Below are 13,674 nucleotides of genomic sequence, written 5' to 3' on the forward strand. Positions count from 1 at the left end.
TGTACTTAGTACAGCTTTGCTCAAGTACTCACCATAGTCAATTGCGATTCTGGACGCACACGTTGTCCGGTAATTACCATCTTCACACCACGGCTAGGTGCAAGGGTAATACCTCGACGCTGAGGGGTTTCTGGTTGATTATCAGCTAGCGCTAGTTGATAGCGTGACAAAATTGTTGCCAATACTAATTTCATTTCAAACTGAGCTAAAGCATCGCCAATACAGCGACGGGCACCAGCACCAAAGGGTATAAACTCATAGGGAGAAAATTGCCGTTCTAAAAAGCGTTCTGGTTTAAATTGCTTGGGTTCTGGATATAAATCTTCGCGCTGATGAACTAGATACATACAGCCAACAATGTTTGTACCAGGTTCTAATTTATGTCCTAGTAGTTCCACACTTTCTCGCACGACTCTAGTAAAAGTCAACATGGCTACAGGATGAATTCGCAAGGTTTCATTACAAACAGCGGTGAGATAAGGTAGCCGAAAAATGCTCATGGGATCTGGGGAATCACCCAAAGTATCGAGTTCTTGCAGGATTTTGTGACGGACTTCTGGCTTTTGGTGAGTCCAATATAATGCCCAAGCCATTGCAGTTGCGGTGGTTTCATGTCCCGCAAGTAACATGGTCATCAATTCATCGCGCAACTCTTGATCGGTCATGGGATTCCCCTCTTCATCCTGCGCTGACATCAGCAAGGAGAGAATATCGACGCGATTTGGATCGGGTGAAGAGCGACGTTCAGCAATTTCGGTGAAAATTATTTTATCAACTGCGGAGCGATCGCGTACAAATTTTCCCCAAGGACTCCAAGCACCTAAATCTTTTTGCAGAAAAGGGAAAAACAAAAAGCTAGAACTCAATGGTGAACGAAACAAATCTGATATTGCTGTCAGTCCGCTTTTAAGTTGTTGATAACGTTCTCCTTCATGCAAGCCAAAAACCGCCTTTAGGATGACTTGGAGGGAAATTTCCTGCATCGCATTCCGAGCTAAAAAAGGCTGGTTTTGTGGTAAATTACTAAAGATTTTTTTAGTGATATTACGGATTAATTCTCCGTAGTTTAGCATCCGCTCACCGTGAAATGAAGGCATAACTAATTGTCGGCGCTTTTTGTGGCGATCGCCTTCGAGCATGAAAATTGAATATTCTCCTGTTAATGGTTGTAGAAGTTTGTTTACATTACTGGGAGCAGCAAACTTTTTGCGGTCATTTGTTAAAATTTCCTGAAGCGTTTGGGGATGGTTCACGAATATTAAGGTGCCGCCAAAGCCTATTATTTTAGCAGTGAAAATGTCAGGATATTCCTTGACTGCGGTTTCCATATATCCCACAGGATCGGCAACCCATTGGATTTTTTGGAAAAATGAAGGGGATTTGACCGGGTTGATTAGTTGCATAGGATTTTTCAGCAGAAAACTTCTATTGTTGTTAATATGCAGCTTCAATGTTGCAATTTTCATCAGGACTTACGCACGGACTACGTATTTCCGTCCCTATCGACGTAAGGAAGCAATCTCAAAGCCTTGTTTTCTCGTAAGGAGTGCGTCGTAAGTCCTATTCATTTTAAACAACTCAAAACAAGATTAGCTTGCATTTCTAGTGTTCATATGTCTGAATATTGCAGCAATGTTGCGGGCATCATCTATGCCGCGATGGTGTGTACCCTTTAATTCTAGCCCAAGCTGTTGTAAAGCCTGCGCCATGCCAAATCGTTTAGATACACCAAGATATTCAGAAAATTCCTTTTTGATGTTTCTGTGTTCTGAACCAAAAGGATAAGCAATATTGTGATGTTTGCAATCTTGAATAAATTGGGTTTTATCATAGTTTCCCCAAGAGCAAAAAACATACTTGGGAAATGATTTCATCCATTCTTGGAGGCTAGACATTGCTTCGGTAAATTTTGGGGCTAATTCAACATCTTTTTGAGAAATGCTAGTTAATTCTGTACAAAAAGCTGTTAATTGCGGATTTCTTACAGGTTGAATAAATTGCTGAAATTCTGAATCAATTTCCCATGTTGCTCTGTTGAGCATGACAGCACCGATTTCGATGATTTCCATTTTATGACGGGGAATACTATTATCATCAGAGCAAGTTGCTTCTAAATCTATGATTAAAAAATAGGAGGAAATGTCAGTTTTCATATAATAAGTTTGAACAATAAATATTGCAACTTAAGTTGGTTTAAAAGGTTTGACCCAACCTAATTTTATAGCGGTATCGAGAGCGATCGCACTCATCGTAAACCAAACAACACTTTCCGCACCTAGCACGACAAAAGGCAAAATTGTACTATAACAACAAAATCCCACATCTATCTGAGTTAAACCTCGCACCAACCCAAAAGCCAGCACTCCCCCAGCTTTGAGTTGCAGATTTTCATCGGAACGAATGATATAGCGATAAGTAACACCAAATAGCAACCCACAAAAACAGGATATACCACCGCTAACCCACCAACGCCAATCCTGTAAATTTAGCTGAAAAATGCTGAGTCCTGGAAAATACCTTGCAAGCAGCAGATTATTAATAAAACTGGTAATCAAGAAGGCTAAACAAAGAGATAATCCCCCGAAAAATCCAGCTTTCAGGGATTCCAAACGTTCAGCCATGAGATTGTTATCTGTAGTAGCGTTCGACATTTTATACAATTTTTAGTTTCAATTCGCAAAAATTACTATATTATAAGAAAACCGAAAGCTGGATTTGGTGAGAAGCCTACACTGTACTGTACTCAGTCAGTGTAGGAGTATGTCATCACACCACGTAGCCGTGTAGTTGAAAAATGCAAGACGTAGAAATTCTTCATCGAGAAGCAATGGAACTTGTTGACCAAGCTTTTTTAGCCCGCCAAAGGGGTGATAACACCGTTGGTTTGGAGTTAACCAAAGCAGCCTTTTCTCAAGAGCGAGGTGCCGCAGACTTAGTAGCAGACTTATTTGACCTTGAGCCGACTAGATCAATTCTCCATCGTAGTGCCGCAACGCTTGCTGTAGAATGTTTAGAATTACGAGAGGCTGAAAAGTTGATTGGACGGGCGCTTGCAGGTAATCCGCCTGATGATATCGCGAACGAACTGCGGGATTTACTCCTAGAAGAAATTTATTCTCGCAGGCAAGCGATTGGACACTAAACAAACTATTCTTGCTAATATTAACAGCTTTTGTTAAGTTAACTCCTCGCTCTTTTTGCCATTTGTATCATGATGGTCTAAAGCAGCCCATGATTTTTTCGGGCTGCTTAGTGCCAAATTTCCGCGAAATCCTAATTAATCTTAAACGTTGATAAAATCGAATCCCGTGCATCCTTCAAAGTCTGAGTGATTGGATGCTTTGCCTGCAAAAATACCCGCGCACAATTGCGTCCCGGCATCCCAGAAATTGAACCACCGGGATGAGTTCCCGCACCAGTTAAAAATAGATTTTCAATTGGTGTTTTGTAATTTGCTATTTCTGGCAAAGGACGGAAAAACACCATTTGATCTAAGGTCATATCAATGTGGTAATAATTACCTTTATATGCACCTAATCTTTCTCCCAATTCTGCTGGACTTTCGACGCGACGAGCAATAGTGGCATTTTTCACATTAGGTGAATACTGCGCCAATTTGTCAACTACCTTATCTGCAACTTGATTTTTCAACTCATCAGTCCAACCCGTACCTTTCAAACCTGTGCCTTCTGCACCAGCGATTTGATAGGGTGCGAAAAACTCAATCCAGACTGTATGTTTGCCCGGTGGTGCTAATGATGGATCTAACGCACTAGGCATCACCACATACATTGATGGGTCAGAATCGGGAATCTCTCCCAAGGTACATTTACTATGAGCTTGTTCAACGTGAGCAACGGAATCTGCAATCAAGATTGAACCAATTAAATACTCATCTTTGTGTTCGTGGTGTTCAAAACGTAGCGGTTCATCTAAAGCCAAATCTATCTTCAAGATAGTTTCGTTATTGTTAACGATGCGACGTTCTAATCTTTCCCATAAATCTGGATCGACTGCATCGATATCGCTTTTATCAGTCATTTGCAAAAATAACCGTTTTGCATCAATGTTAGAAATTACGCCGTATTTAGCGCGATATTCTTTACCACCCGCAACCCGCACACCAACGGCTTTTTTATCGTCAATCATCACTTTATCAACGTGCTGATCTGTGAGGATAACACCGCCTTTGCTAGTAACTAAATTAACCAAAGCTTGCACCAGTGCGCCAGTACCACCGCGAGGTCTAGCCATACCTGGGTCGTGACGCATTGCCATCATTATTGCACCAATGGCGATGGTTTTTTGTGATGGTGGCGCACCGAGTTCTGCCGCAAGTCTTGCTAGGGGTGCTTTGAGAAATTCAGAATCAAACCACTCGTTGAGGAGATCCTCAGCGCTGGTTAGCATGGTGCGAACAAAGTCCAGGGTTTTCGATGGGGAACCAATGACAGAAAATAAATCTTTCAGTTTGGCGATGTCATAGTTGCCTAAAATATCTAAAACTGACTTTGGCGGAGCGTTGAACATGGGAATCATTGCCCCAAGTGCGTGCTGCCAGTATTTTGTATATTCTGCATATTTTTTGGCATCGCGATCGCTATAACGAGCAATTTCTGCACAAGTCTTTTCTAAAGATTTATGTCCTAAGAAATACTTGCCATCGGGATGAGGACAAAATGTAACTGGATCGCATTCTAAATATTTCAAACCATATTTTTCTAATTCTAATTCTTCAACTACTGGTCCTAGGTGAATAAATTCGTGATCGATCGCGCAAAGATTAAATTTAAAACCCGGTGCTTCTGGTATACATTCTTCAGTTGTCGCTGCACCACCAGGAACAGAACGCTTTTCTAGTAACAACACGCTATAACCAGCTTTTAACAGATAAGCTGCACAAACCAGCCCATTATGTCCTGCACCGATAATAACTACATCATAGGTTTCCATAATTGCAATATTGAGTTCAGTAACTCTATTAATATTACAAAAGTTTAATCACAAATTAAATCAATCAACAGTTATATAAATTACTTTTTATTGTACACTAAAGCAGAGTGTCAATATCCAAATGCACAAAAGTACGCAGAAGTAAATGTCTAATATATTAGACATCTCCGAAAAAGAATGTAGAGACGCGTTAGCGAAGCGGGACGAAGTTCAATTTCGCGTCTCTTGGGGTTTTGGATGACGCATATTTAATTTCTACCAGATGTCTATTCGACATTGGCGTGAAAAAGTTGTAGAGACGTAACATTGCTACGTCTTTTTTTGGAGATGTCTATTCCACAGCGTTAAATCTTTGCAGTTTAAGACTGTTTGAAATATCTATTTCACATTGTCGGTATTTGCTTAATATAAGTTTCTACCACAGTTTTTATGCTTTCCTTTTGCACTTGCATATTTTTGATTTGCAACGCCATCCCATCAAGTTTAATATATGGTAAGTTTACAACTTCTTTTATCTTCTGTATTAATGCCGTAACTATTTCCAGTGAAATGCCATTTCCTTGAGTGCAAGTGAAACTTTCCAGCATTATTGGTTGTGTCTGCGTGCGAGGACGAATCAATGCGATGAAACTTAACTGATTCGTATTACCTTTTTCGTGTATTGATACCGTTCCATTAAATTTAATTTTACCATCGCCAGGTAAAAACATTTGTATTTCTTGCGGCTTCAAAGTGACAATTTCACCATCTACATTCAAATCAAAAGTTGGCATTTGGCTGCGAATGTAGTTTGATGTCAATGCGCGGTTTATATCTGCTTCTTTTAAGACAACGCGAACTATACTTTTTACTGGTTTATTCAGTTCAATTTCGCCAAAAATAGCACTGAAGAGATTGATATCAATTTTATCAGTTTGCAGTACTAATTCTTCTATGCGGACATCTTTTTGTACCACGAGTCCCTTACCTGAAAAAGAAACTCCATCCGCTTGTCCTTGAATTAGTTTCCACAGATCAGTTTGCACATCAACGTTTATTTTTTCTGCTTCATCCAATTGGCTAGACAACTGCATTTCTGCTGCTTTGCTAACCGCTTGCTCTTCCAAGCGTTGCTCGTCCTGCATGGCTTGCCAATCTCCTTGTATGCTGTTACTCGTTAATCTAGACGTTGGCAAGCTAAAAGCGTATCTGCAATAGGAAATATGCAACTTGGGGGATGGGGGAATAAGGAGAGGGGAGGAGGGGGGGAGTGGGGGACAAGCAGATAATTAACTCCTGACTCCTAACTCCTGTAGAGACGCGATTAATCGCGTCTCTACAACCATCTGCACACCACCACTAGGGACAATGGTAATACCCCGGCGTGTTGGATGTACAGGATTATTATCGGTAAGTGCTAGCTGAAAATTTGACAATATTGTAGCTATTATTAACTTCATTTCATACATGGAAAAAGCTGCACCTATGCAACCACGATAACCACCACCAAAAGGTAGATATTCATAAGCGGAAAATTTAGAGTTGAGAAATCTTTCTGGTTGAAATTTATTTGGTTCTGGATAAGTTTTGCTACGGCGATGTGCTAAATAAATACAGGGTACTAAAATTGTCCCGGATGTATATTTTTTCCCAGCAATTTCCACTTTATCTTTGACCATTCGCGGTGTACATATTAAGGCAATGGGAAAAATTCGCAGTGTTTCTTGGCAAACAGCGGTGAGGTAAGGTAGTTGTGCTATAACTTCTGGATTTCTAGCATCACTTGCATCTAATTCCTGCATCAACTTATCTTTTACTTCTGGGTGCGCGTGAATCAAATAAAATACCCATGCCAATACTGCTGCTGTAGTTTCATAACCTAATAGCAACAGTGAAACTAATTGATCGCGTAATTCTTCATCTGTCATTTGCTGTCCGTTTTCGTCACGCGCTGACATTAACAAACTGAGAATATCTGATCGCGTTGCTTCATTTTCTAAACGTCTTTCCGAAATTTCTGCGTATATGAGTTTGTCTATTTTTTCTCGCCTTCTGAGATAATTTCCCCAAGGACTCCACGCACCTAAATTATTTTGCAACGGCGGAAAGAAAAATAAGCTGGAATACAAAGGTTTAGTGACATCTTCTAATAAAGAACTTAGTTGTTCTTTTAATTGTTGGTAACGGACACCGGGATTAATACCAAAAACTACTTGTAAGATAATGCGTAAAGTAATATCTGGCATAACTTTCTGCATAGATATCACTTCACCGACATTCCACTTTTTGATAACTTCTTGAGTAATTTGGCAAATTAATTCACCGTAATATTTTAAGCGATCGCCATGAAAAGGCGGCATCAATAATTGTCTTTGACGATTGTGCGATCGCGTGTCCTGCAAAACAATAGATTTTTCCCCAAACAGCGGCTTAAAAACATGAGTCGCTTTCTGAAAATCTAACTCTTTCGCAGGTATTGCAAAACATTCAGAAATCGCATCCGGATGGCTAAAAAACACCACTGGCGGCGAATTTATCCCCAAAACCCTTACACTAAAAACATCCCCATATTTAACAGCACATTCATCTAAAAACCGCGTCGGATTAGCAATTAATTGCAGCGTTTGTAACAAAGACGTCATAGTAAAACTTCAATCATTTCTCTCTTCTCTTGGATACGCCAAGGGCGAAGCCGATTCGTTCTCAAAAAAATATTGTTCGGGTAAGCACCGCCTACCCGAACAACGCATTTTAAACAATATCAAAAACCTGCAAATTAAAAACTCAACCAGAGATAGATGTCAAAGCGGCATATTTAACCTGACGCTTACCCTTAACAAGCATTTGAATCGGGCGATCGGGACCAGTCACCAAACCACGGCGTTTAGGTCGCACATCACCATCATCAACCAGCGCCAAATCCAAATTAGAAAGAATCTTCGCCAATACCACCTTCATTTCAAACTGAGCAAACGCCATACCAATACAGCGCCTAGCACCTCCCCCAAAAGGCAGATATTCATAAGCAGAAAATTGTCTTTCCAAAAAGCGCTCAGGCTTAAACTGCTTCGGTTCTGGATATAAATCTTCCCGGTGGTGCGTCAAATAAATCGAACCCATCACCGATGTACCAGGTTCAAGTTCCTGCCCACACAAAGAGACGGGCGTTTTTACCTCTCGGCGAAAAGTGAATATTGCCACAGGGTAAATCCGCAAAGTTTCGCAGCAAACAGCGTTAAGATATGGTAACTTAATAATTGCGTTAGTGTCCGAATTTTCACCCAAATTATCAAGTTCTTCTAGCAATTTTTCCCGCACTGCTGGCAGCTTGTGAATCCAATACAGCGCCCAACTTAAAGCAGTAGCAGTAGTTTCATGACCGGCTACCAACAGCGTCATCAACTCATCGCGTAACTCTTCATTAGTCATGGCTTGTCCCGCCTCGTCCCGCGCCGCCATCAGCAAGCTAAGAATATCTGTACGCGTTGCATCTGGTTGTTCTCGTCGTTCGTTAATTTCGGCATCCAGCAGCTGGTTAACTCGCTCCCGATGGCGGAGAAAGCTTCCCCAATAACTAAAAGGACCCAAATCGCGTTGCAAAAACGGGAAAATCAGAAAAGCAGCATTTAGAGGGGAGCTTCCTCCCGCTTCCAAAATTAAACCGAGAAGTCTTTCTAGTTCGGCAGCGCGATCGCCTTCATAAAGTCCAAATACGGCTTGCATAATTACTCGCATGGTAATAGCTTGCATCGCCTCCCGCACACTCAAGGTTTTGCCTACTTCTTGCTGACTCATTACCTCATCAGTGATTTTACTGATGATATTTGCATAAACTCGCATTCTGTCACCGTGAAACGGCGGCATTAATAATTGACGTTGACGGCGATGTGCCGCACCGCTTGCCATAATTACAGAATGCTTTCCCATCAATGGTTCAAAAGGCTTGTTTCCCGTCGATGGAGCCGTAAAATCTTTTGTATCGTTAGTCAATATCTGCTGTATTGCTTGGGGATTGCTGACAACAACTACGGGAGTTTTCAACCGCAATGTAAAGATATCTCCGTAGCGTTTAGCACAGTCTTCCATAAACGATATAGGATTAATAATGAACTTCAACGTCTGTACAAATGAAAGTGATTGCGGACCGTTTGGTAGGTTCATTTATTTTGTTTACTGATTTTATTGTCTTATGCCACTTTAACAAACTAAAAATAATTAATTTTGTTTAAGTTGTATTGGATTTAATTATCTTTGGGTTGCGTAATAGCAATAAATTTTTACAACCTGAAAGTTGTAAAATTCTTGTTAACTTGTTGAGCATTTACAGCATCTCTTTTTATTTACAAGGTACTGAGCATGACTGCAATTACACCAAAAGCAACTTCAGCGTCTCCAGATTTTTGCGAGGGAATTCAATATTTTGGGGAAGCGTTGCCCGGTTTTGAAACTTATGGGGGAACACCTGCGATCGCGTCTGATAAATTAGCGATCGCTAATCCGGAAGATGCAGCAGCAGTATATCAAACTTTGCTTGCAGCTGATGCCTTACGTTATTTAACGTTACAAGTTACTGCTTCTAAAGCTTCTGGACACCCAGGTGGATTTGCTTCCCAAGCGGAAGCTTATGCAGCGTTGGTGATGTTGGGTCATAAGAACATTATCACGGAAGTGGGACACCACGCCCCTGGATTTTATAGTGCGATGTTCTTGGATCGTTCGCTAGAGGACATGGGGATTTATACAGTGCAGCAGTTACGCGATCGCTTTCGCGAAAAGCACGGACTTTTAGGACATCTTTCCGGCTACATTCCCGGTATTCTCGCACCCGCAGGACCTTTGGGACAAGGGCAACACTTTGCCATGTCAGCTGCAAAGCTGCATCAAGATAAGCTGTTTCCCTTCACTGTTGGGGATGGTGGATTGGGTGAACCTTATATCATCAGTGCGATCGCACACTTCAATACTGCTTTTCCAACTGTCACCAACTTCTTGCCAGTGTTGGTGTGGAACGGTTACAGCCAGGAGCATCATAGCATGGTTTCCCTGAAAACCAACGAACAGATGATCGCATACTGGCAAGGTAACGGTTTTGCGGAAGTTATATTAGTCGATGCTAAAGACTTTGACGACCAAAATCAAACAGGCGATTATGTTGATAGTACTGCCTTTTCCTTTGAACAAAGATTAGCTTTTACTAAAGCCGTATTAAGTGGTATAGATAAAGCTGCTAAATCTGCACTTGGCGGAAAACTTACTGTGTTTATTATTAAACAATTGAAAGGTGCAGGAGTCCACGCATTAGGTGCAAAATCACACAACTTATATCCTAAAGATACCCTTGATGCTCCTCATATTGTAAGTGCATTACAACGGCGTGCATTGTCACCAGAAGCTTGGCAATTAGTGCGAACAAATGCCGAACGTGCTGGTGGTGGACCCGCAGCGAAAACAGTTGTCACAGAATTTGAATTACAATTACCAGAATTAGGGGAATTGCCTTTAGAAGAATATTCTGTAGGTGGGGAATCGAAAGTTTCTACGACATCAATGGGAAGATTAGTCGGAATAGTTGGACAGAAAGATAAAAATTTCCTCGTCACCAATGCTGATGGAAACGAAGCATCAGGAATTGCCAACATAAATCAAGCATTAAAGATTATCCACCCGACAAAAGATGATTTATACAATCAAGCACCAAACGGACAAGTTTATGAACCTTTAAGTGAAGATGCTTGTGCAGGTTTAGCAGTTGGTTTATGTTTGATGGGTGCGAGAACTTTATGGTGTTCTTATGAATCTTTTGCCATCAACGGTTTACCAATTTTCCAAACGGTAACTCAAGCAATGGCAGAATTGCGGCGTCCTACTCCTTCAACAATTACTTTATTTACAGCAGGTGCATTAGAACAAGGACGCAACGGATGGACTCACCAACGTCCAGAAATTGAAGCTTACTTTGCTTCCATGATGCGAAATGGTAATGTTTTCCCAGTTTTTCCACCTGATGCTAACAGTATCCAAGTTTGTTATGACTGGGCATTGAAAACCAAAAATAAGGGAATTGTGATTACTGCAAGTAAGTCACCTTTGCCAATTAGAACCACCTTTGAACAAACTCAAAAAGGGTTACGCGATGGTGCCGTAGTGTTGCATGAAGTTGAATCGAATCAAGGTGGTAGTAAGAAAGTTGTCTTTGCTGTTATTGGTGATATGACTTTAATGCCAGTATTTGAAGCTGCTGCTTTCTTAGAAACTGAAGGTCTTAGTGTGAAGATAATTTCTGTTATTAACCCCCGTCGTTTGTATCGTCCTGATGATACAGCTTGGGATACTTGTTCTGAACCTGATGGCGACTTTTTAGATGATGAACAATTTGCTGAGTTATTTGCCGGTGATGCGTTGATTGGTGTTACTGGTGGTGCTTCTGCGATGCTGGAACCAATTATGTTAAGAAGTACTTGTAAGCGCGATACTTTCGCATGGAAGCGTGGGGAAACTACTGCGAGTGCTGGTGAGTTGATGGCTTTTAATGGTTTGACAGCGCAGGCTTTAGCGAAGCGGGGGATTGAGTTAGTACATTAATTAAGGTCTGAGTTTTTAACCGCAGATGCACGCAGATAAACGCTGATAGTTTGGCGTTTTGATGCGTGTATTTGCGGTTTTTGTTTTTATTTATTATAATTTAGCATAAGTAGAACTGCGTAAATCAGCCAACCTATGTAACGGAGTGTGAAATTGTCAGAATCCTTATGATTGCCGCGTTTCACTCACAATTACATAGTTTGAAATTTTCACACCGACTTACTTAATATACGGTTAGTTAATATGGATAACTTTCTTAATAATGTTAAACGTTTTATTGGTCATGTACCTTTTACAAAAGATGCAGTAGCAATGTATTTTTGCATGATTGATTCTAAAACACCAGCCTACGCGAAAGCTACAATCGCTGGTGCACTTACTTATTTCTTATCACCTGTTGATGCTATACCTGACTTGATAGTAGGTCTTGGTTTCACAGATGATGCTACTGTAATTACAGGAGCTTTGGCAACTGTACGCGCTCATGTTAACGATGAACACTGGGAAAAGGCTGATAATTTTTTTAATTCTTAAAATTTGCCTTGGCGAATAGATTCACGGTTAAAGAAATAAAGCGCCCTCAGACTGGAAGTCTGGGGCTATACGAACAAAGTCCGCCTTCGCGGACTTCAATTTTTTAAACCTGCGTAGGCAGGTTTTGTTCGTGTAGCCGCGACTTTAGTCGTTAGGCACATAATAGGCACATGAATTATATGATTTAACGAAGTGCGATACTCCGTAGGAGTGGCTGCTGCCATCGCATCAATTTATCACTCTTGCGTGAGCAATTTCTCTACTACTAATAGGACGAACTTGTGCTGCAAATAATGAAACAATTGCCACAGTTTCACCATCCAATGTGATAAATTCAACTTCATATCCTTTACCACTTTGATGTACCAAAACAACAGTACCCATATCACCTTTTTCTAAACCGTACTCTGGAATATTTGTTGTGAGAATAACCCTATCAAGTTCTGCAATCATATTTCTCACTAATGAAAGTGGATAAGCAGTAACAAAATTCCTGTTAATCTTGGCGCGATCGCCAACTATAATGTATTTAATATTTAACATAAGGATGGAACCATGACTAATCCTGAAGATATGGTTCGTTTAAACTTAGATTTGTCACCTAAAGTTAACAAAACAGAAGCATCACCAAAAACTCACTCCCTAGAAAAGTTTATAGAAATATTTGGCGCCTGGGAAGACGATCGCACAACAGAGGATATCATCAAAGATATATATGATAGCCGTACTATTTCCAACTCAGATTATATCCTGTGACTTATTTACTTGATACAGATACCTGCTTCTATTGGTTAATAAATAGATTTTCTATCCGGGAAAAAGTTAGGGACGCTTTTAAATCAATACGCTTGGTGTTAGGACTGTAAATCTATCACCAACCGAATGTAGAGACGCGAAATTTCGCGTCTTTACACATCTAGAATTCCCACCAATAATTCTTAACACCAAGCGTATTGGCTTTTAAATAATAGCAAAAAGTAACGCGATCGCCTTTTCGTCGCCTTAGATTTATTGTATGCACTCAATTATCAAAGATTGATTATTATGAAATTTCAAGTAATTTTCACATTTGATTCAGAATATAAAGGTTACGTTGCTGAGGTTCCTGAACTTCCTGGCTGTGTAAGTCAAGGTAAAACATTAGATGAGACAATTGAAAATATTAAGGATGCCATTAAAGGTTATCTTTACGTCCAAACCAAGCATGGCAAACCATACGTAGCCAGGACTTACGCACGGACTACAAATTTCCGTCCCTATCGACGTCAGGAAGCAATCTCAAAGTCTTGTTTTTTCGTAACGAGTGCGTAAGTCCTAGTAGCTAAAGAATTACAAACCTTTATCGAGGAAGTTTTAGTATAAATGGGACGTTTATCAAATATTTCCGGTAAAGATGCTGTTAAAATTTTTGCAAAGTTTGATTCGACAAGCAGGAATTACAGTAGATGAATTCCTATACCATTTCTGTATGAAGATGCATTTAATTAGGGCTTGCTGAATAAGTCTTTAAAGCGAATCTAGAAGCCACACAGGTTACAAAATGGTTGTTTCGTTGCTCAGTTTCCTTTCTTTACCTAGCGATCGCGCTTTGATTGTGCAAGGGTTTTGAGACTCTAGATGTTAAAC

Annotated in this window: 13 protein-coding genes; 5 read left to right on the forward strand and 8 right to left on the reverse strand. The window is 40.4% G+C overall.

Going from position 1 to position 13,674, the window contains the following annotated elements; genetic code table 11:
* Positions 1-20: 20 nt before the first annotated feature.
* The 3 genes from TOL9009_RS0128080 to TOL9009_RS0128090 form a co-directional block, all read right to left on the reverse strand.
* The gene (locus TOL9009_RS0128080) at positions 21-1,403 is read right to left on the reverse strand and encodes a cytochrome P450 (protein ID WP_029636573.1); all 1,383 of its coding nucleotides are present in this window, start codon (positions 1,401-1,403) and stop codon (positions 21-23) included.
* Between the two features lie 186 nt (positions 1,404-1,589).
* Positions 1,590-2,153 (reverse strand): 3'-5' exonuclease, encoded by a 564-nt coding sequence (locus tag TOL9009_RS0128085; protein ID WP_144238358.1) that lies wholly within the window; start codon positions 2,151-2,153, stop codon positions 1,590-1,592.
* 30 nt (positions 2,154-2,183) lie between these two features.
* Positions 2,184-2,651, reverse strand: a complete 468-nt coding sequence (locus tag TOL9009_RS0128090) for a hypothetical protein (protein ID WP_038296648.1) — start codon at positions 2,649-2,651, stop codon at positions 2,184-2,186.
* A 143-nt stretch (positions 2,652-2,794) separates the two neighbouring features.
* On the opposite strand from TOL9009_RS0128090, the gene TOL9009_RS0128095 reads away from it, so the two are divergent.
* Positions 2,795-3,142, forward strand: coding sequence for a hypothetical protein (locus TOL9009_RS0128095; RefSeq protein ID WP_029636578.1), 348 nt, complete (start codon positions 2,795-2,797; stop codon positions 3,140-3,142).
* Between the two features lie 131 nt (positions 3,143-3,273).
* Here the strand turns inward: TOL9009_RS0128095 and crtO are convergent, their stop codons facing one another.
* The 4 genes from crtO to TOL9009_RS0128115 all read right to left on the reverse strand — a co-directional run bounded on the left by crtO (position 3,274) and on the right by TOL9009_RS0128115 (position 9,093).
* On the reverse strand, positions 3,274-4,953 hold the full coding sequence (gene crtO, locus TOL9009_RS0128100) for a beta-carotene ketolase CrtO (RefSeq protein WP_029636580.1): 1,680 nt from the start codon (positions 4,951-4,953) through the stop codon (positions 3,274-3,276).
* Between the two features lie 383 nt (positions 4,954-5,336).
* Positions 5,337-6,077: an LmeA family phospholipid-binding protein gene (locus TOL9009_RS0128105; protein WP_029636582.1), complete on the reverse strand. Its 741-nt coding sequence runs from the start codon at positions 6,075-6,077 to the stop codon at positions 5,337-5,339.
* A 144-nt stretch (positions 6,078-6,221) separates the two neighbouring features.
* Positions 6,222-7,574: a cytochrome P450 gene (locus tag TOL9009_RS0128110; protein WP_029636584.1), complete on the reverse strand. Its 1,353-nt coding sequence runs from the start codon at positions 7,572-7,574 to the stop codon at positions 6,222-6,224.
* Between the two features lie 142 nt (positions 7,575-7,716).
* Positions 7,717-9,093: a cytochrome P450 gene (locus TOL9009_RS0128115; RefSeq protein ID WP_029636586.1), complete on the reverse strand. Its 1,377-nt coding sequence runs from the start codon at positions 9,091-9,093 to the stop codon at positions 7,717-7,719.
* 195 nt (positions 9,094-9,288) lie between these two features.
* Here TOL9009_RS0128115 and TOL9009_RS0128120 point away from each other — a divergent pair, with 195 nt between their 5' ends.
* Both TOL9009_RS0128120 and TOL9009_RS0128125 read left to right on the forward strand, forming a co-directional pair.
* Positions 9,289-11,514 carry a phosphoketolase family protein gene (locus TOL9009_RS0128120; RefSeq protein ID WP_029636587.1) on the forward strand — a complete coding sequence of 742 codons (2,226 nt, stop codon included), beginning with the start codon at positions 9,289-9,291 and terminating at the stop codon, positions 11,512-11,514.
* A 243-nt stretch (positions 11,515-11,757) separates the two neighbouring features.
* Complete coding sequence (locus tag TOL9009_RS0128125; RefSeq protein ID WP_029636589.1) at positions 11,758-12,048, forward strand: YkvA family protein; 291 nt, start codon at positions 11,758-11,760, stop codon at positions 12,046-12,048.
* A gap of 228 nt (positions 12,049-12,276) precedes the next feature.
* On the opposite strand, the gene TOL9009_RS0128130 is transcribed toward TOL9009_RS0128125, so the two are convergent.
* Positions 12,277-12,591, reverse strand: coding sequence for a DUF4926 domain-containing protein (locus TOL9009_RS0128130; RefSeq protein WP_260675956.1), 315 nt, complete (start codon positions 12,589-12,591; stop codon positions 12,277-12,279).
* A gap of 12 nt (positions 12,592-12,603) precedes the next feature.
* On the opposite strand from TOL9009_RS0128130, the gene TOL9009_RS40750 reads away from it, so the two are divergent.
* On the forward strand, positions 12,604-12,804 hold the full coding sequence (locus TOL9009_RS40750; protein WP_038296652.1) for a hypothetical protein: 201 nt from the start codon (positions 12,604-12,606) through the stop codon (positions 12,802-12,804).
* A 288-nt stretch (positions 12,805-13,092) separates the two neighbouring features.
* Positions 13,093-13,359 carry a type II toxin-antitoxin system HicB family antitoxin gene (locus TOL9009_RS40755; protein ID WP_242055445.1) on the forward strand — a complete coding sequence of 89 codons (267 nt, stop codon included), beginning with the start codon at positions 13,093-13,095 and terminating at the stop codon, positions 13,357-13,359.
* The last annotated feature ends 315 nt before the right edge of the window (positions 13,360-13,674 follow it).

It is taken from the genome of [Scytonema hofmanni] UTEX 2349, assembly GCF_000582685.1.
Lineage (GTDB): Bacteria > Cyanobacteriota > Cyanobacteriia > Cyanobacteriales > Nostocaceae > Hassallia > Hassallia hofmanni.